18 protein-coding genes and 1 other annotated feature are annotated in these 18,795 nt (G+C 56.1%); of the genes, 5 read left to right on the top strand and 13 right to left on the bottom strand.

The window, feature by feature from the left end:
- From thrA to yjjY, 4 genes are all read right to left on the bottom strand, one after another.
- The gene (gene thrA / locus IM291_RS10280; protein ID WP_059357852.1) at window positions 1-2,463 is read right to left on the bottom strand and encodes a bifunctional aspartate kinase/homoserine dehydrogenase I; all 2,463 of its coding nucleotides are present in this window, start codon (window positions 2,461-2,463) and stop codon (window positions 1-3) included.
- A 24-nt stretch (window positions 2,464-2,487) separates the two neighbouring features.
- Window positions 2,488-2,605 (bottom strand) — a sequence feature (Thr leader region).
- The gene (gene thrL / locus IM291_RS10275; protein ID WP_015572623.1) at window positions 2,544-2,612 is read right to left on the bottom strand and encodes a thr operon leader peptide; all 69 of its coding nucleotides are present in this window, start codon (window positions 2,610-2,612) and stop codon (window positions 2,544-2,546) included. Its footprint overlaps the feature before it by 62 nt.
- A gap of 211 nt (window positions 2,613-2,823) precedes the next feature.
- Window positions 2,824-3,510: a tRNA/rRNA methyltransferase gene (locus IM291_RS10270; RefSeq protein WP_059355609.1), complete on the bottom strand. Its 687-nt coding sequence runs from the start codon at window positions 3,508-3,510 to the stop codon at window positions 2,824-2,826.
- A 399-nt stretch (window positions 3,511-3,909) separates the two neighbouring features.
- A complete protein-coding gene (yjjY, locus tag IM291_RS10265; RefSeq protein WP_085928893.1) occupies window positions 3,910-4,050 on the bottom strand; it encodes a protein YjjY in 141 nt (46 codons plus the stop codon).
- Window positions 4,051-4,145: 95 nt separating this feature from the next.
- On the opposite strand from yjjY, the gene arcA reads away from it, so the two are divergent.
- Window positions 4,146-4,862 (top strand): two-component system response regulator ArcA, encoded by a 717-nt coding sequence (gene arcA, locus IM291_RS10260; RefSeq protein ID WP_003856501.1) that lies wholly within the window; start codon window positions 4,146-4,148, stop codon window positions 4,860-4,862.
- Between the two features lie 46 nt (window positions 4,863-4,908).
- Here arcA and creD read toward each other — a convergent pair whose 3' ends face one another.
- The 4 genes from creD to creA are packed head-to-tail and all read right to left on the bottom strand — an operon-like array spanning window position 4,909 to window position 8,916.
- Window positions 4,909-6,261, bottom strand: coding sequence for a cell envelope integrity protein CreD (gene creD / locus IM291_RS10255; RefSeq protein WP_048999017.1), 1,353 nt, complete (start codon window positions 6,259-6,261; stop codon window positions 4,909-4,911).
- 56 nt (window positions 6,262-6,317) lie between these two features.
- Window positions 6,318-7,742, bottom strand: coding sequence for a two-component system sensor histidine kinase CreC (gene creC / locus IM291_RS10250; RefSeq protein WP_192986810.1), 1,425 nt, complete (start codon window positions 7,740-7,742; stop codon window positions 6,318-6,320).
- Entirely contained in the window at window positions 7,742-8,431 is a 690-nt protein-coding gene (gene creB / locus IM291_RS10245) for a two-component system response regulator CreB (protein WP_049137697.1), read from the bottom strand. The genes creC and creB overlap by 1 nt, the downstream gene beginning before the upstream one ends.
- 14 nt (window positions 8,432-8,445) lie before the next feature.
- On the bottom strand, window positions 8,446-8,916 hold the full coding sequence (gene creA, locus IM291_RS10240; RefSeq protein WP_014882476.1) for a protein CreA: 471 nt from the start codon (window positions 8,914-8,916) through the stop codon (window positions 8,446-8,448).
- A gap of 211 nt (window positions 8,917-9,127) precedes the next feature.
- Between creA and robA the strand changes: the two genes are divergently transcribed.
- Complete coding sequence (gene robA / locus IM291_RS10235; RefSeq protein WP_028015450.1) at window positions 9,128-9,997, top strand: MDR efflux pump AcrAB transcriptional activator RobA; 870 nt, start codon at window positions 9,128-9,130, stop codon at window positions 9,995-9,997.
- On the opposite strand, the gene gpmB is transcribed toward robA, so the two are convergent.
- The gene (gene gpmB / locus IM291_RS10230; RefSeq protein ID WP_008502057.1) at window positions 9,994-10,641 is read right to left on the bottom strand and encodes a 2,3-diphosphoglycerate-dependent phosphoglycerate mutase GpmB; all 648 of its coding nucleotides are present in this window, start codon (window positions 10,639-10,641) and stop codon (window positions 9,994-9,996) included. The two genes, robA and gpmB, sit on opposite strands and share 4 nt — an antisense overlap.
- Window positions 10,642-10,691: 50 nt before the next feature.
- Here gpmB and yjjX point away from each other — a divergent pair, with 50 nt between their 5' ends.
- Window positions 10,692-11,207 (top strand): inosine/xanthosine triphosphatase, encoded by a 516-nt coding sequence (gene yjjX / locus IM291_RS10225; RefSeq protein WP_041911281.1) that lies wholly within the window; start codon window positions 10,692-10,694, stop codon window positions 11,205-11,207.
- Here the strand turns inward: yjjX and trpR are convergent.
- Together trpR and sltY are read right to left on the bottom strand one after the other, a co-directional pair.
- On the bottom strand, window positions 11,198-11,527 hold the full coding sequence (trpR, locus tag IM291_RS10220) for a trp operon repressor (RefSeq protein WP_024907404.1): 330 nt from the start codon (window positions 11,525-11,527) through the stop codon (window positions 11,198-11,200). The two genes, yjjX and trpR, sit on opposite strands and share 10 nt — an antisense overlap.
- Window positions 11,528-11,582: 55 nt before the next feature.
- A complete protein-coding gene (gene sltY / locus IM291_RS10215; protein WP_048999010.1) occupies window positions 11,583-13,520 on the bottom strand; it encodes a murein transglycosylase in 1,938 nt (645 codons plus the stop codon).
- Window positions 13,521-13,747: 227 nt separating this feature from the next.
- Here sltY and ettA point away from each other — a divergent pair, with 227 nt between their 5' ends.
- Complete coding sequence (gene ettA, locus IM291_RS10210; RefSeq protein WP_003856515.1) at window positions 13,748-15,415, top strand: energy-dependent translational throttle protein EttA; 1,668 nt, start codon at window positions 13,748-13,750, stop codon at window positions 15,413-15,415.
- Window positions 15,416-15,478: 63 nt separating this feature from the next.
- Here the strand turns inward: ettA and IM291_RS10205 are convergent, their stop codons facing one another.
- Complete coding sequence (locus IM291_RS10205) at window positions 15,479-16,378, bottom strand: LysR family transcriptional regulator (protein ID WP_192986808.1); 900 nt, start codon at window positions 16,376-16,378, stop codon at window positions 15,479-15,481.
- Between the two features lie 108 nt (window positions 16,379-16,486).
- Here IM291_RS10205 and IM291_RS10200 point away from each other — a divergent pair, with 108 nt between their 5' ends.
- Window positions 16,487-17,488 carry a zinc-binding alcohol dehydrogenase family protein gene (locus IM291_RS10200; protein WP_192986806.1) on the top strand — a complete coding sequence of 334 codons (1,002 nt, stop codon included), beginning with the start codon at window positions 16,487-16,489 and terminating at the stop codon, window positions 17,486-17,488.
- Window positions 17,489-17,528: 40 nt separating this feature from the next.
- Here the strand turns inward: IM291_RS10200 and nadR are convergent, their stop codons facing one another.
- Window positions 17,529-18,761 carry a multifunctional transcriptional regulator/nicotinamide-nucleotide adenylyltransferase/ribosylnicotinamide kinase NadR gene (gene nadR / locus IM291_RS10195; protein ID WP_003856522.1) on the bottom strand — a complete coding sequence of 411 codons (1,233 nt, stop codon included), beginning with the start codon at window positions 18,759-18,761 and terminating at the stop codon, window positions 17,529-17,531.
- Between the last annotated feature and the right edge of the window lie 34 nt (window positions 18,762-18,795).

The following is an 18,795-nucleotide window of genomic DNA, read 5'->3' as shown; positions in this document are numbered from 1 at the left end:
TTAAACTCCTAACTTCCATGACAGGGTACGCAGCAGGTCGGCAAACACGCCCGCCGCCGTCACATCATTCCCTGCGCCATAGCCGCGAAGCACCAGCGGCAATGGCTGATAATAGTGGCTGTAAAACGCGAGGGCGTTTTCGCCGTTTTTGACTTTGTACAGCGGGTCGTTACCATCCACTTCGGCAATCTTCACCCGGCATACGCCGTCCTCTTCAATGTTGCCAACATAGCGCAATACCTTACCTTCATCACGGGCTTTCGCAACGCGTGCGGCAAAGGCATCGTCAAGCTGAGGTAAATTCGCCATAAAGGTGCTGACATCGCCGCTGGTGTCAAACTCGGCTGGTAGCACCGGCTCAATCACGATATCCGAAAGCTCCAGCTCGCGGCCCGTTTCGCGCACCAGGATCAGCAGCTTGCGCGCCACGTCCATCCCGGAGAGATCGTCGCGCGGATCTGGCTCGGTGTAGCCCAGCTCGCGCGCGGCACGGGTGGCTTCCGACAGGCTCATCCCTTCATCCAGCTTGCCGAAAATAAACGACAGGGAGCCGGAGAGGATGCCGGAGAAACGCTGCAGTTCGTCGCCCGCGTTAAGCAGGTTTTGCAGGTTCTCGATGACCGGCAGGCCGGCGCCGACATTGGTGTCGTACAGGAACTTGCGGCGCGACTTGCTCGCCGCCAGACGCAGCTGGTGATAGTAATCCATCGATGAGGTGTTGGCCTTTTTGTTCGGCGTCACCACGTGGAAGCCTTCGCGCAGGAAGTCGGCGTACTGGTCGGCCACCGCCTGGTTCGAGGTACAGTCAACGATAACCGGGTTAAGCAGGTGATACTCTTTCACCAGACGGATCAGGCGCCCCAGGTTGAACGGCTCTTTCGCCTCTTCCAGCTCCGCCTGCCAGTTCTCCAGGTTCAGACCGTGAACGTCAGTAAGCAGCGCTTTCGAGTTCGCAATTCCGCAGACGCGCAGATCGATGTGCTTTTTCTTGAGCCACTCCTGTTGGCGCTTCACCTGCTCCAGCAGCGCACCGCCGACGCCACCCACGCCAATCAGGAATAGCTCGATAACCTGATCGGTGTTGAACAGCATCTGGTGAACCACGCGCACGCCGGTAGTGGCGTCATCGTTATCCACCACCACGGATATTGAACGCTCGGACGAACCCTGGGCAATCGCCACGATGTTGATATTGGCCCGCGCCAGCGCGGCAAAGAATTTGGCGGAGATACCGCGCAGCGTGCGCATACCGTCGCCAACCACGGAAATCACCGCCAGGCGCTCCTGAATAGAGAGCGGCTCCAGCAGTTCCTCTTTCAGCTCCAGATAGAACTCTTCTTCCAGCGCGCGGCGGGCGCGCAGACAGTCGACCTGAGGCACGCAGAAGCTGATGCTGTATTCGGAAGAGGACTGGGTGATCAGCACCACCGAGATACCGTTGCGTGACATGGCCGCAAAAACGCGCGCCGCCATGCCGACCATCCCCTTCATCCCCGGACCGGAGACGCTGAACATTGCCATATTATTCAGGTTGGAAATGCCTTTCACCGGCAGACCATCTTCATCGCTGCTGGCACCAATCAACGTGCCTGGCGCCTGCGGGTTACCGGTGTTTTTAATCAGGCATGGGATCTGGAACTGGGCAATGGGGGAGATGGTACGCGGGTGAAGCACTTTGGCGCCGAAGTAGGAAAGCTCCATCGCTTCCTGGTAGGACATCGACTTCAGCAGCCTGGCGTCCGGCACCTGGCGCGGATCGCAGGTATAGACGCCGTCGACGTCAGTCCAGATCTCACAGCAGTCTGCGCGTAAACAGGCGGCCAGCACGGCGGCGGAGTAGTCGGATCCGTTACGGCCCAGCACTACCAGCTCGCCCTTCTCGTTCCCGGCGGTAAAGCCCGCCATCAGGATCATATGGTCAGAGGGGATTTTGCTCGCGGCAATACGGCGGGTTGATTCGGCAATATCAACGGTAGATTCGAGGTAGTGGCCCGCTGCCAGCAATTTCTCAACCGGATTGATCACGGTAACGTTGTGGCCGCGCGCTTCCAGCACGCCCGCCATGATGGCGATGGAGAGTTTTTCGCCCCGGCAGATCAGCGCCGCGTTGACGCTGTCCGGGCACTGGCCCAGCAGGCTGATGCCATGCAGCACATGTTTGATCTGAGCAAACTCCTGCTCAACGAAGGACTTCAGCTGCGCGAGCGGGAAACCAGGCTGTGCCTCTGCCAGCCCCTGCAGCAGCTCGGCGAAGATACGCTCGGCATCGCTGATGTTCGGGAGTGCATCCTGGCCACCGATGGTCTTTTCAATCATCGCCACCAGATGGTTTGTGATTTTTGCCGGGGCAGAGAGCACGGTCGCAACCTGCCCCTGCCTGGCGTTGCTCTCTAGGATATCGGCAACACGCAGAAAACGTTCTGCATTTGCCACTGATGTACCGCCGAACTTCAACACTCGCATGGTTCTACCTCGTTTCCTTTAGCCGAAAAAAAAGCCCGCACTGTTCAGGTGCGGGCTTTTTTCTGTTTTTCCTGTACGCGTCAGCCCGCATCGTTACCTGTGGTAATGATGATGGTTGTGGTAATGGTGGTGATGCTGATGCGTTTCATGGATGTTGTGTACTCTGTCATTATTATCTGTCTGTGCTGTATTCTTTTAGGGTTAAAGGATCGGGCACCTTAAGTCAATGAATTTTTAATTTGATCACAATTCCGCGGACGTTCACGTCACGCTGCGTGACGTTTTATTTTCATCCGAATCCCCCAGCCGCAACCCTCCACGACAGACCATTTCGCCATAGTAAAAACTTATGACAGCATTTTACTCGGCCAATTTTTTTTCAATATCGTGCAGCAAACGGTGCAACATGGCGGTGTCCCGCTGTTCAAGACGTCCAAGGCGCTGCTGTAGCCAGTCGGCCATTTTTTGATCGTCCGCAACGCCAAGGCTCGATAAAAGACGCTCTACGCGAGCACGAAGCGCGGCCAGCTGATTTTCATTGGCGGCTTCTGTCTGGGATTGAGGGATTTGCATTAGGGAAGCTAATTGATAGCAATAGACCATTACCGCCTGGCCTAAATTCAGGGAAGGATAATCGGCTACCATCGGCGCACCGGTGAGAACGTCCGCCAGCTCAAGCTCTTCGTTGGTGAGCCCGGAATCTTCACGACCAAATACCAGCGCGGCTTTCTCAAGCCACTGGCTTTTCTCTTCCAGCATGGGCACCAGTTCAGCAGGCGTGGCGTAGTAGTGGAACTTCGCCCGGCTGCGTGCTGTGGTGGCAACGGTAAATGAAATGTCATGCAGCGCGTCGGCAAGCGTAGCGTAAGTCGTTATATTATCGAGAATATCCCCCGAACCGTGCGCCACCCAGCGGGCGGCAGGCTCCAGGTGCGCAGTGCTGTCCACAATACGTAAATCGGTAAAACCCATGGTCTTCATGGCACGCGCCGCAGCGCCTATATTTTCGGCTCTGGCTGGAGCGACCAGTACAATCGACAGATGCATTTATGCTCTCTTTTTAATCAGTTAGCGGAGAAAAGTGTGATGCACTTCAACATATTACGCAGCACGAATTTACAAATTTGCAACACAAATCACCGAAATAGCGTTTCATAACAAATTAAAGACGCTAAACTATTTTGTGTCTGAACAATCAGTTAGAATGTTAACAGAAGCCTATTATCCCTATGTTTTATAATGATAATGGCAACGTGAATACCCTGTTCTGATTGGATTCGCTTTGTTTATAAATCAATCTCCGCAACTAGTTGGTTTATTGAAAAATTGTGACAAAGGCTAGCATTCGGCTACGATGATTTCATCAAACTGTTAACGTGCTACAATTGAACTTGATATATGTCAACGAAGCGTAGTTTTATTGGGTGTCTGGTGTCACTTAGCCTGTTATGTTGCTGTTAAAATGGTTAGGATGACAGCCGTTTTTGACACTGTCGGGTCCAAAGGGAAAGTACCCAAGACCAAGCTAATGATGTTGTTGACGTTGATGGAAAGTGCATCAAGAACGCAATTACGTACTTTAGTCACGTTAAGCCGATCATGTTAATTTGCGACATGTATCAGGCAGGTCAGGGACTTTTGTACTTCCTGTTTCGATTTAGTTGGCAATTTAGGTAGCAAACATGCAGACCCCGCACATTCTTATCGTTGAAGACGAGTTGGTAACACGCAACACGTTAAAGAGCATTTTCGAAGCAGAAGGCTACGATGTCTTTGAAGCGACCGATGGCGCAGAGATGCATCAGATCCTTTCTGAAAATGATATCAACCTGGTGATCATGGATATCAACCTGCCGGGCAAAAACGGTCTTCTGCTGGCGCGCGAACTGCGTGAACAGGCGAACGTCGCGTTAATGTTCCTGACGGGCCGTGATAACGAAGTTGATAAAATTCTTGGCCTGGAGATCGGTGCGGATGACTACATCACCAAACCGTTCAACCCTCGCGAGTTAACCATTCGTGCACGCAACCTGCTGTCCCGCACCATGAACCTGGGCACGGTCAGCGAAGAGCGTCGTAGCGTCGACAGCTACAAATTCAACGGCTGGGAACTTGATATCAATAGCCGTTCGCTGATTAGCCCGAACGGTGAGCAGTATAAGCTGCCGCGCAGCGAATTCCGCGCGATGCTGCACTTCTGCGAAAATCCGGGCAAAATTCAGTCCCGTGCAGAACTGCTGAAGAAAATGACCGGTCGTGAGCTGAAGCCTCATGACCGTACCGTAGACGTGACCATCCGTCGTATTCGTAAGCATTTCGAATCGACGCCTGATACGCCGGAAATCATCGCCACCATCCACGGCGAGGGGTACCGTTTCTGCGGTGATCTGCAGGAATAATCCCGCAGTTAACGCATGAAAAACGGCGCATTTGCGCCGTTTTTTTTTATTTCCAGATCCGCATTGTGTCGTTATCAGGTTCTGCGGGCGGCGCAGGTCGCTTCGGCTGTGAAAGCGAATACCAGTCGAAATGACGAGTCAGGTACATGACGGCGAACAGCGCCAGCGCGAGAACCGCAGACCCCAACAGCAGTGCACTATCCTCCGAGCGCAGCAGGAACCACATCACCACATCCAACCCCAGCAAGGCCAGCACAAACAGTCCGCTGCGCTTCCAGCTTTTCAGCACGGCCTGCAGGTACATTCCGTTCATCGCCGCACCAACCAAACTTGCAACTACCCAGGCTGGCGTAAACCCGACATGTTCTGATAGCGCCAACAGCACCAGATAGAACAGCACCAGCGACAGCCCCACCAGCAGATACTGCATCGGGTGCAGGCGCAGCCCGGTTAAGGTCTCGAAAACAAAGAAGGCCATAAACGTCAGCGCAATCAGCAAAATGGCGTACTTGATCGCCCGGTCAGTCAGCTGATACTGATCGGCGGGCGTGGCTACCGTAACGCTGAAGGCGGGGATCGACTCCCATGACGGCGACTCGCTTCCGTTGAACCAGCTCTCAAGATTGTTCGCAAACCAGCTGCTCTGCCAGTTCGCCTGAAACCCGGTGTCACCAATTTTATGCTTCACCGGTAGATAATTACCCATAAAGCCAGGATGCGGCCAGTTGCTGTTCAGCGCCATTTCACTGCTACGTCCTACAGGTACCACGGCAAAACTTCCTGTTCCCGTCAGATTCAGCGAAATATCCATAGCAAACGTTTTTAATTCCAGCGCCTTGTCAGTCAGCGGGATATGGATACCGGGAAGCGCGCCATACACGCCTGTACCCGGCTCCACACTTAGCGTCTCGCCGTTGATACTGGAGACTTTCACCGTGCCAATGCCTCGAGCATCGCCCACGCCAACAACGATAAACGGCTGCCCCAGGGTCATCGACTCCCCTTTCAGCTGCGTCATTTTTTCCGTGTTGAATCGGGCTTTTATGTTGAGGTCGGTATTCCAGATCTGTCCGTCATAGATGCCGACATTTCGCGACTCAACGCGCTGGTTACCCTCAACGCGCAGAGACTCCGGCAGGATAAAATGCATATAGCTTTTCTTGTACTCGACTTTTTTCTCATCCTCTAACTTGTAAAAAACCTCGGTTACCGGGATCGCAATCAGCGGGCCGACCAATTTTTGCGGCCCGCTGGTGCTCTGGCGAAGCGTATTTTCGACATCGTTGCGGTAGCTTTCACGCTCTGAAATGAGGTTACTCACCATAAACAGTGGGACTAACAACAGCAGGATGCACCCCAGCAGGGTGCTTACTTTCCAGAACAGGGGGGATTTCATCATTACGTCTCCTTTGTGATGTGGAGAGCGTAACCAGGCTGTGTGGGGCCAGTTTGAAGTTATGTGAAGGGACGGTGAAGTGTCAGCGTGGCTATCACGCCACCTTCATCACGATTACGCAATGTAATCTCTCCGTGGTGCAGACGCGCCACCTCCTGAACAAACGCCAGCCCGAGTCCGCTACTTTTCAACCCGTTCTCGCGCGGCAGGGAATAAAAGCGTTCAAAAATACGCTCCAGCGCATAATCCGGGATCCCGCTTCCGCTGTCGGTGACGCTCAGCCGTATCTGCCCCTGTTCTTCCCGGGCCGCCAGTTCAATGGCACCGCCCTGTGGGGTAAAATCGATAGCATTGTCCAGTAAATTACCAAGCGCCTGTTCGAGCAGGTCGGGATCGCCTTCAACAAGAAGCGAAGCGGGCTGGAGGGTCAGCGCAATCTCTTTTGCCGCCAATAGCGCCGAACGCGCGTCGGCAAGCCGTGTAAACAGCAGGTCGACGCGGACGGCCTGGAGCGTAATCTCGACCCGATTTTCAAGCCGCGCCTGAGTCAGCAGTTTTTCAACCAGCGACTGCATACGCGCGTTTTGCACCAGAATATTATCGATAAACCGCGCGGCCACCTGCGGCGGCGGCTGCTCGGTGAGAATTTCTGCCGCGCCGCGTATGGCGGCTATTGGGCTTTTCAGCTCGTGGGTCAGCGCATGGACATAATGTTCAATGTAATTTTTCCCTTCAAGGCGAATACGCATATTTTCCAGCGCCAGAGCCAGCTTGTGCAGTTCGCTACTGCCTGGATTAGGCAGCGGGAGAGGCGTATCAGTGGTCACCGAGTCGGCATAGCGCGATAACGTACTGATGGAACGATTGATCCACCAGGCGACGAGAAAACCGATCAGTAAAGCAATGCCAAGCAGCGCCCCGCCAGCCCACAGAATCCGCCTCTCGCTGCGTTGGATAACCGGCGCCATCGCGCTGTTCGGTTTCCCCACCGACAGCACGCCGATAATCTTGCCCTGCTCCACAACCGGTGCGGCAACATACATCACCGTGCTCTCCGGATCGTCGGGATAGCTCTGGGTACTGCGCGCGCCGTATTGGCCGCGAAGCGTCAGCCAGACATCGTTCCAGCGAGAGTAATCTTGCCCCACGGCCAGGCCGGCAGAATCAAACACGACGCGGCCCTGCGCATCGGTCATGTAGACGTGATACTCGTTGCGCACCTTATGAATGCCGCCTATATTGGCGCGGAAAGGCCGCTGATGGAGCTGTAAAAAGGCCTGCGCCAGTCTGCCCTGCTGCGCATTGCCCGAAAGAAGATCCTCACGCCCAACTTCGGCGAGCAAGGTCGCGGTATCGATCAACGTGCCCTCGGTTGCCCTGCGCACGCCGGGCTTCACTTCCTGAACAAAGATCGACAGCACAAACCATGCGGCGATGGCGACGATCAGGAAGTACCCCAGCAGCAAACGCATTCCGATGCGCATTAATAAAGCCCCAGGCTATAGCCCATACCGCGATGGGTGCTGATGGGTGACAGTTCCTCATTCACTGCCCGCAGCTTGGCGCGCAGGGTCTTGATGTGAGTGTCCACGGTACGATCGTAACTGTCGCCGTCTTCGCCCCACACCTTGTCCATTAACTGTTGCCGAGAGAAAACCCGTCCCGGAGCCTGTAGTAACGTTTTAAGCAGCAAAAACTCATAGCGCGTGAGCGGTAATGCTTCACCGCACCAGCTAATTCGCGCGGCAGCTTCGTTCAGCTCAAACTGTCCGATACGCACCGTCTCCGCTGGGGCGGCGGATTTTTGCATCCGCCGTAAAATGGTCCTTACCCGGGCGCACACCTCACGCGGGGAGAAAGGCTTGGCGACGTAGTCGTCTGCGCCCATTTCCAGGCCGAGGAGTTTATCCACTTCGTCACTGCGTGCCGTCAGAAACAGCACGGGCAGTGACGGATGCTGCGCCAGAAGCTGGCGGCAGAGCTCAAAGCCGCTGATGTCCGGCAGCCCGACGTCAAGAATGGCGAGCGCCGGAGCCTGCTGGCGCGCCGCCTCCAGCACCGGTAAACCGCGCTCAAACGCTTTTACTGCAAATCCTTCCTGCTGAAGCATGTAGATAAGCGTATCGGCGATACTGGTTTCGTCTTCAACCAGCCAGACTACAGGTTGTTGCATGGTTCATCCCTGAATTAATGCCACGGCATAATCGGCACCGCACTAATGGCGTTTTTCGGTGACCCTTCCACCACTTTATCGGAATACGCCAGGTAGGCCAGGGTGTTGCGTTTTGCATCATAGAAACGCACCACCTGCAGCTTTTTAAACACCAGCGAGGTCCGTTTCTGGAACACCACATCGCCCTGCGCTTTGCCGTTTTTGATTTTATCGCTCAGCTCAACCGGTCCCACCTGCTGACAGGAGATCGCCGCATCGGAAGTGTCTTCCGCCAGCCCCAGGCCGCCTTTAATACCGCCCGTCTTCGCGCGGCTGACGTAGCAGGTGACGTTTTTCACGTCCGGATCGTCAAACGCCTCCACCACAATTTTGTGGTCCGGACCGAACATTTTGAACACGGTATCGACAGAACCAATCTGTTCCGCCTGCGCCGCACGGCCCGCTACCAGCAACAGGGCAGTAAGAAGCAAAGTCTTGTATTTCATATTGTTACCATTCTTTAAAATTGCATTGAGCGATTATTCAACACGTTAGTCAAAAATGTAGCAAGATCACAGGATTAGAATATATTCACCCAAAATGAGAGAGAAAAGGCATTAATGCGCAAAAAAAACACTGAATGCTAAAACATCAAAAAATGCTATTATCCGCTAACCTGTTATCAGGCACCTGCTGTTTTAAGGATGAGGATAGTATATGGATCAGGCTGGAATTATTCGCGACCTGCTCACCTGGCTGGAAGGTCATCTCGACCAGCCTTTGTCACTGGATAATGTGGCGGCTAAAGCGGGCTATTCCAAGTGGCATCTGCAAAGGATGTTCAAGGATGTCACCGGTCATGCTATCGGTGCCTATATTCGCGCACGTCGTTTATCGAAATCTGCGGTGGCTTTGCGCCTGACCGCGCGGCCAATTCTGGATATTGCCCTGCAGTACCGTTTTGATTCGCAGCAGACCTTCACCCGCGCCTTTAAAAAACAGTTCTCGTTGACGCCAGCGCTCTATCGCCGCTCGCCTGACTGGAGCTCGTTTGGCATGCGTCCGCCGCTGCGTCTGGGCGAGTTCGCGATGCCGAAATACGAAATGGTCACTCTGCCGGAAACCCATCTGATCGGTACAACCCAGAGCTACTCGTGCTCTCTGGAGCAGATTTCTGAGTTCCGCCATCAGATGCGCGTCCAGTTCTGGCGCGATTTCCTGAGCCATGCGCCGGCCATTCCGCCGATCCTGTATGGCCTCAACGAAACGCACCCAAGCCAGGAAAAAGACGACGAGCAGGAGGTGTTTTACACCACCGCGCTGACGCCGGAGCTGGCGAATGGCTACATTCAGGGTTCGAAGCCGGTCGTGCTGGAAGGCGGCGAGTACGTGATGTTCTCGTATGAAGGACTGGGTACGGGCGTCCAGGAGTTTATCCTGACCGTTTACGGGACCTGCATGCCAATGCTGAATCTGAATCGCCGTAAAGGTCAGGATATCGAGCGCTACTACCCGGCGCAGGATGCCAAACCGGAAGAAGGCCCAATCAATCTGCGTATGGAATTCTTGATTCCTGTCCGTCGTTAACGCTGCAGTTCATCAAGCGCAGGGGCATCGAGATGCGAAATGTCCCCTGCCATCTCCACGACCCAGCCCGACGCCAGCCACGCGCTTTCCTGATAATCAATCCGGGAAATGGAGCAGTTACGCAGGCGTAAACGACGCTCAGCGTAAGCCGGTAACCCCAGAATGGTGCTCACCAGGCAGCCGAGCGCGATACCGTGACTCACCAGCAGCGGACGGCTTCCTGCCGGAAGCTTGAGGCATTCCGCCAGCGCGGCATGCATACGCACGCTCAGCTCCTGCATGGATTCCCCTTCAGGAATACGACCATCTTCGGTACCGTTCACCAGCGTACGGCGCCAGCCCTCTTCCGTTTCCGTCAGCGTATCAATATGGCGCTTTTCCAGCACGCCCATATCCAGCTCGCGCAGGCGCGGCTCAAGCATCACATCGCAGCCGCAGGCGTCGGCAATGATGCGCGCCGTCTGCTGTGTGCGACCTAAATCGCTGGTAATAACGTGGGTAATGCCCAGCGTTCTGGCGCGTTCCGCCACCTGCCACGCTTGCTGCACACCCTTCTCGGTGAGAGGACTATCTGACTGGCCTTGAATACGTCGCTCGGCGTTCCACTGCGTTTCACCGTGGCGAACAAGGTATACCTGTAACATGCTTTTTTTCCGTTATACTGCGATGAGTTTTTTTTGAATCGAGCTTAATTATGCACCATGTTGTCTCTGCTACCACCAATCCTGCCAAAATTCAGGCAATTCTAAAGGCTTTTGAAGAGATTTTCGGCGAAGGATCCTGCCATATTGAGGCCATCGGCGTCGAGAGTGGCGTACCTGAACAGCCGTTTGGCAGCGAGGAAACGCGCGCTGGCGCACGAAATCGCGTGGCTAATGCAAAAGCCGCGGCCCCGAAGGCTGACTTCTGGGTCGCCATTGAAGCAGGCATCGACGAAGGCGCAACCTTTAGCTGGGTGGTGATTGAAAGCCGTGAGCAGCGCGGCGAAGCGCGCTCAGCCACCCTGCCGCTGCCGGAGATCATTCTGGAAAAAGTCCGTGCAGGTGAAGCGCTCGGGCCGGTGATGTCACAGTACACCGGCATTGATGAGATTGGGCGTAAAGAAGGGGCGATTGGCGTCTTTACGGCGGGTAAGCTCACGCGTTCAGGGGTTTACCATCAGGCGGTGATCCTGGCGCTGAGCCCGTTTCATAACGCCATTTATCGTTGATCGCTCAATAAGACTGACTCGAGCCACTGGCGCAGCTCAACCGGCGCGGACTTCAGGCTGTTCGATCCACGGGTGATCGTCGCGATGCCCGCGCCCAGCTCGTTTTTCAGCTCGCGCTGGCTCATCTCACCGCGCAATAGCTCTTCAATAATCCGCACGCGCGTGCCCAGCGCCTCACGCTCGTCCGGCGTAAGCATCAGCTGCATGAGGGGTAGGTGCAAATCCTGCTCGTAAGACTGGCGAAGCAGCTCCACAAAACGAAGCCACTCCTGGTGACGCTGTTCGGCCATTGCCGAGGAATACGGGGAATGCTGGGTCATGTTATGCTGCCTCTTGTACTCTTTAGCGAGTACAGCATAACACAACCCATGCCGATCAGTAACGTCTCTGCCACTCGGCATCGCTCATCAGGGTATCTTTCTGCCCCATGAAGTAGCGATAGTAGGCGTCATAAGCCAGCACGTTCTTCACGTAGCCGCGCGTTTCCGAGAACGGAATGCTCTCCACGAACGCCACTGCGTCAATGCGTCCTGCACTGTTGCCAAGCCAGGTGCGCACGCGCCCCGGACCGGCGTTATACGCCGCCGACGCGAAGATGCGGTTATTGCCAAACTGCTGATAGACATACTGCAAATAGCTGGTGCCGATGTTGATGTTGGTATCCGGATCGAGAAGCTGTGACGGGCTGCTGTAACCTGGAATGTTGAACATCTTCACCGTATGCGTCGCCGTCCCCGGCATAATTTGCATCAGCCCGCTGGCACCCACCGGTGAACGAACTTTCGGGTTCCAGGCGCTCTCCTGACGGGCAATCGCCATGGCGTAGCTTTGCGGGATATCTTTGCCGCTGGTGTAGCGGTCAAACAGATCTTTATACGCCAGCGGGAAACGCTCTTCGAGATGGTCCCACAGCTTGCCTGAAATCGTCGCCTGCACGCTCAGATCCCACCAGCGATTATCAAACGCATAGCGGGCAAGCTGCGCTTTTTCATCCGTGGTGCGGCTGGTCACCAGGTTGGCCCACTCGCTGCGCGCGGTGTTATCCATGTTCCAGTACATCAGCTCGCGCACGCGCGCCATCTCTGGCCCCTGCGTCAGAGCGGGGTTCGCGTTAGCGGGCGCTTTGTCGATCTTAAGCGTGTACTCCTCGCCCAGCCGTTGCGCCGCCGCCATCGGGTAGAACCCGCGCTGCTGCATCAGCGAGTGAAGAATCTCTTTGGCTTCGTCTTCACGACCGCGCTCCAGCAGCAGATCGGCCTGCCAGTAGCGCCATTCGTCTTTTTCTTTGGCATCCATCGGCAAACGCGCGAGCCAGGTGTTAAGGCCACGGCGGTCGCCGGTGCCCAGCGCCATACGCACGCGGCGCTCGACAAGCGAGGTCGAGTTTGAGCGCATGATCGCATCGTCACGCCAGCGCGCCTGTTCGTCGGTCACGTCCGTGCCCATCAGTCGCCAGGCCACGATGTCGCGCAGCTCCTGGGTTTGATCTTCATTCAGCTGCTGCGCCTGCACCAGCTGCGGGATCATCAGCCGCGCGTTTTCGACATCGTCACGCGCCACGCTGGCAAAAGCCACCGCCGCCATCTGGCGGGTAAAATCGGTCGAGCCCGTGCTGCGGGCAAAGGTCAGGACGCTGTTAGGATCGTTTGCCAGCGCGATAACCGCCGAGGAGATCGTCTGGTAGTCGGACGGCATCTGCCCTGCCAGCGCGGTTACCAGACGCGTGTTGCCGGCTTTCATCGCCAGGCGGATGCGCTCAAGGTAGGCCAGCGGATCCTGCTTGCCGGAAGCGCGCCATGCGCCGAACAGGGAATCACAGGCGTTCGGCTGGCTTTTGCCGGTCAGCCACAGATCTTTCGCCCCGGCCCAGGCCTCTTCCTGCTGCCCGGTCGCCCATTTCGCATAGTAGTAATTACACTGCGCTTCGGTGGTATTCGGCTTGTCAGGGCTAAACGCCAGCAGGCCGCGCCAATCTTCACGCCGCGCCAGCTCATTCACAAAACGAGACTGGAGATTTCGGGCAGGCGGCAGGGTCGGGTTCGCCTGAATGAAATTATTCACGGTGACGGTCGGCTGGTTCATCAGATCGTCGGTAATCTGGCGATACTCCAGATATGGATACAGCGGATAATCCTTGAGCGTCGGCATCAGCGCCTGCACGGTATCCATCTGCTTGTTGTCCCACGCCTGTTTAATCTGGGCGTAGCGGTTACGTTGTTCATCCAGTGAATCGGCATGCACCGCCTGGCTTACCGCCATTACGCATACGCTGGCAGCCAGCAGACGCCAGACCACCCGTTTGGCTTTTTCCACAAGCTCTTCCTCATTGTTTTTTCGTCAATTGCAGCGTCTTGCCACGTCAAAGTCACAACAACTTATGCTAACCAGGCATCCAGCAACGCGCCACGTCATGGACACTTTTTTACCTTTCTTGCGCGTTTTAACACTCCCGACGTTCCTGGCTGGGATTAGGGCGTGAAAAAGGCTACACTTCGAGGCTGAAATTCCTTCTCATTTACGATAAAAGAGGCGAAGTCCACGTGGCTCAATTCGTTTATACCATGCATCGTGTCGGCAAAGTTGTCCCGCCGAAACGTCATATTCTTAAAAATATCTCGCTGAGCTTCTTCCCGGGCGCAAAAATTGGTGTGCTGGGTCTCAACGGTGCCGGTAAGTCCACCCTGCTGCGCATCATGGCCGGCATCGATACAGACATCGAAGGTGAAGCCCGTCCGCAGCCAGGCATCAAGATCGGCTACCTGCCGCAGGAACCTCAGCTGAACCCGGAACACACCGTACGTGAATCCGTTGAAGAAGCGGTATCCGAAGTGGTTAACGCGCTGAAAGGTCTGGATGAAGTGTATGCCAAATACGCCGAGCCGGATGCGGACTTCGACAAACTGGCCGCTCAGCAGGGCAAATATGAAGAGATCATCCAGGCGCACGACGGTCACAACCTGAACGTGCAGCTGGAGCGCGCGGCCGATGCCCTGCGTCTGCCGGACTGGGATGCGAAAATCGCGAATCTCTCCGGTGGTGAACGCCGCCGCGTGGCGCTGTGCCGCCTGCTGCTGGAAAAACCAGACATGCTGCTGCTCGACGAACCGACTAACCACCTGGATGCGGAATCCGTGGCGTGGCTGGAGCGCTTCCTGCACGACTTCGAAGGCACCGTTGTAGCAATTACCCACGACCGTTACTTCCTCGACAACGTCGCCGGCTGGATCCTGGAGCTGGACCGCGGTGAAGGTATTCCGTGGGAAGGCAACTACTCCTCCTGGCTGGAGCAGAAAGATCAGCGTCTGGCGCAGGAAGCGTCTCAGGAAGCGGCCCGTCGCAAGTCTATCGAGAAAGAGCTGGAGTGGGTTCGTCAGGGCGCGAAAGGCCGTCAGTCTAAGGGCAAAGCCCGTCTGGCACGCTTTGAAGAGCTGAACAACACCGAATACCAGAAACGTAACGAAACCAACGAACTGTTTATTCCACCTGGAGCACGTCTGGGGGATAAAGTGGTTGAAGTGACCAACCTGCGTAAGTCCTACGGTGACCGCGTGCTGATCGACGATCTGACCTTCTCCGTACCGAAAGGCGCTATCGTTGGCATCATCGGTCCGAACGGCGCGGGTAAATCGACCCTGTTCCGCATGATGTCCGGTCAGGAACAGCCAGACAGCGGCTCAATCACCCTGGGTGAAACCGTGAAGCTGGCCTCCGTAGACCAGTTCCGTGACGCGATGGATAACAGCAAAACCGTGTGGGAAGAAGTCTCCGGCGGTCTGGATATCATGCGTATCGGCAACACCGAGATGCCAAGCCGCGCCTACGTTGGCCGCTTTAACTTTAAGGGCACCGACCAGGGCAAACGCGTGGGCGAGCTGTCCGGCGGCGAGCGTGGTCGTCTGCACCTGGCGAAGCTGCTGCAGGTGGGCGGTAACGTTCTGTTGCTCGATGAACCGACCAACGACCTGGATATCGAAACCCTGCGCGCACTGGAAAACGCCCTGCTGGAGTTCCCGGGCTGCGCCATGGTTATCTCGCACGACCGCTGGTTCCTGGACCGTATCGCGACCCACATCCTGGACTACCAGGACGAAGGTAAAGTGGAGTTCTTCGAAGGTAACTTCACCGAATACGAAGAGTACAAAAAACGCACGCTGGGCGCAGACGCGCTGGAGCCGAAGCGTATTAAGTACAAGCGTATTGCGAAATAAAAGCAAAACGGCAACCTCGGTTGCCGTTTTTTATTCAGGGTGAGGGCATCAGGCCGCACAACATCACCCACCCACGTAATACCGCTTCACCTCATCAAACTGCATCGCAAAGTCGATATAGCTCATCAGCGCGGGCGAATTCAGCTTCCGGCTCGGATAGGCCAGCCAGAGATCGTTACCTTCAACGCGCCATTCCGGCAGCACCTGAACCAACGCCCCCTTTTCGATCTTATCTTCCAGCAGAAATGCGGGTAGCAGCGTGATCCCCGCCCCGGCAATCGCGCATTCGCGGGCGTACACCAGATTATCGGTCATGTGGCCGTTGTCCGGCAGGTAGCGGTAATCCTCACCCTCGCTTCGCAGCAGCCACTCCGACCACGCCTTGTGCGTAATACAGCGGTGCTCCACCAGCTGTCGGGGATGGATTAACGGCTCCCGGCGTGCCAGATAATCCGCCGAGGCCAGCATGTAGCGCGGGCAGTGCCCGATCATTCTGCCTATCAGGGAGGAGTCCTGCGGCTTGCCGGTGCGCAGCGCCACGTCAAAACCGGACTCGACCAGGTCCACCACGTCGTCAGAGATCGACACATCGAGCGACACGTCAGGATAGCGAAGCTGAAACTCGGCATTCATATGCGCCAGCAGGGTCGCGCCAATCCCCGCCGGGCAGGTAATACGCAGCCGGCCGCTGGGGTTTTCACGCAGGCGCTGAATGGCATACTCCGCCCGCTCGCTGGCCGCCAGCATCTCGCGACAGTGCACCAGATAGTGCTCGCCCGCAAAGGTCAGGCTGATCCTGCGCGTGGTGCGATTAAGCAGACGGATCCCCACCTGCTGCTCCAGCTGGCTGATCCGCTGGCTGACGCTGGATTTCGGCAGTTCGGCTTTCTGCGCCGCCGCGGTAAAACTGCCCATCTCCGCCACCAGCGCAAACAGCGCCATATCCTGCAGCTGTTTAAACATGATTGTTCACCCTGTACGAACGCTGAGTTCATGATTGTCCATCTTATCATGCGGCTGGCCACTTAATAGACTAGCCTCAACAAAACGCATTCCATTGAGGAGCACACCATGTCAGTGAAAGCCATTGCCGTTAACCCAGAAAATCCGTCCACCTTCATTGAAATCACCCCGCCGATGCCGACGCCTGGCGAACACGATCTGCTGGTAGAGGTGAAAGCCGTATCGATTAACCCGGTTGATACCAAAGTGCATGCAGGCATCGCCAAAAATGTGCTGAACGAGCCGCGAATTCTGGGGTGGGATGCCAGCGGGGTCGTCAAAGCCGCTGGAGCTGGCGTCACCGGCTTCAAACCAGGTGATGAGGTGTGGTACGCGGGCGACATCACCCGCCCGGGCAGCAATACCACTCATCAGCTGATAGATGCGCGCATTGTCGGCCACAAACCTGCCAGCCTCGGCTGGGCGGCAGCCGCTGCGCTACCCTTAACTGCGCTCACCGCGTGGGAAGGTCTGTTTGAACGGCTGAATATTCAGGACGCCGAAGCGGACAAAACCCTGCTGATCATCGGCGGCGCGGGCGGCGTGGGATCGCTGGCGATCCCGTTTGCGAAGCACAACAGCAAGGTGAAGATTATCGCAACCGCTTCACGAGAAGATTCCGCCCGGTGGTGCCGCGATCGCGGTGCTGACGTAGTGGTCAACTACCGCGATCTAAAAGGCGAGCTGGCGAAGCAGGGACTTACCTTCGTGGATTATATTTTCATCCTCAACGACACCGACGGGCATTGGGATGCGGTCAGTGAACTGATTGCGCCGCAGGGGCATATTTGTTCCATCGTTGAGAATGAACATCCGCTGAACCAGGACAAGCTGAAGTCCAAATCCGCCGCCCTGCACTGGGAGTTTATGTACACCCGCAGCATGTACCAGACCGCTGATATGGCGCGTCAGGGTGAGATCTTAAATGAGGTGGCAAAGCTGGTGGATAACGGCGTGGTGGAAAGCTCGCTCAGCGAAACGCTGCACGGGCTGAGCGTAGAAAGCATTACCGAAGCGCACCGTAAGGTGCTGGAGGGGCATATGCGCGGGAAGGTGGTGGTTGAGTTCTGAGGTATTCCCCCCTCACCCCAAAAGGGCGAGGGGGAAGTTATTACCCCTGCTCCCCCATCATCTCCTTCACCAGCTCGACGCAGCGCAGGAAGCGGGTGTCATAATCCGACTCTTCCACATGCACAAACTCAACGTTGTTCTCGTTGAGCATCTCCACCAGCATGGTCTGGAACTCGCGCCTGTCCACCGAGCTGCCCAGGCTGCGCATGCCGTCGGCCACCCACGGGGTGTTGTTTTCCAGCAGGATCACCAGGTCAAAGCGGTATTCGTCAATCAGCGCCTGCACGAACGGGTGCTCGCGCCCCTCGTACTTTTTACAGAACGCCTGCGTGGTGACGAAATCGGTATCAATAAACGCCACTTTGTTAGCGTATTTCACCGCGAAATCAATGTACTGGGCGTGCCCGAGCGCGATTTTATCGTAGTCGGAATACTGCAGTGCCATCTCGTCGCCGCCGAGGTGAGAGAAGACGTAATCGCGTCCATACTCCCACGCGCTGGTGGTGTTGAAGATGTTCGCCAGCTTGTTGACCAGCGTTGATTTACCGCTTGACTCGCCGCCCAGAATAGCCACCGTACGCACGAAGAACGGCTTCACTTCGGTCGGAATATAATCCCAGTAGCGGAACGGGTTCTCGCGGATCTGCGCCCCGCTGATGTTCATAAAGGTCCGTTTCGGGTCGATCAGCACCGTCTCGATGCCCAGATGCTCGCGGAACTGCGGCGCGTCGGACTCTTCAGAGGTGTAGATCCAGTTAGGCGCAATGCCCTTCTCTTCCATAAACGCTTTGATGCCGTTGCTCCACACGTCCCAGCCGTGCGGATACGGCTCCATGCCCTCTTCATTAAAGGCATGAATGCGAATGTTTTTCTGGTACTTAAAGGTCTGAAGCAGCCAGCGCAGACGGTCAGGCACGGTGGGCTGCTGCGACATGGCGCTGTCTTCAAAGAGCTGGCGATCGCGCGTTTCGTCGTAGCCCATGATGATGTGCAGCTCGTCTACCTGGCTACAGGCTCGCTGGATCAGATAGATATGCCCGGTATGCAGCGGATAAAACTTGCCGAACACCACGCCGATGTTCTTTTGCATTCGCGGGAACTCCAGCCCCAGAAAGCGGTGCAGCGCTTCAAGCTTCTGCGCGCTGGGGCTTTTGATTTTGGCGTTCAGCAACTGGCTCAGGTAGCCTTTGGTCATGCCGCTGGCGTCCGCCACCTGCTGCAGCGTGCAGCCCTTCTGGCGGATCGCGGTCTTGATGTAGTCAAATGATGACATAAATTACGGTGCCTCCTGCAAAATCGAATACGTA

The organism is Enterobacter cloacae complex sp. P27C (assembly GCF_014895705.1).
Classification (GTDB): domain Bacteria; phylum Pseudomonadota; class Gammaproteobacteria; order Enterobacterales; family Enterobacteriaceae; genus Enterobacter; species Enterobacter bugandensis.
This window is presented reverse-complemented; position numbering and strand designations above follow the sequence as displayed.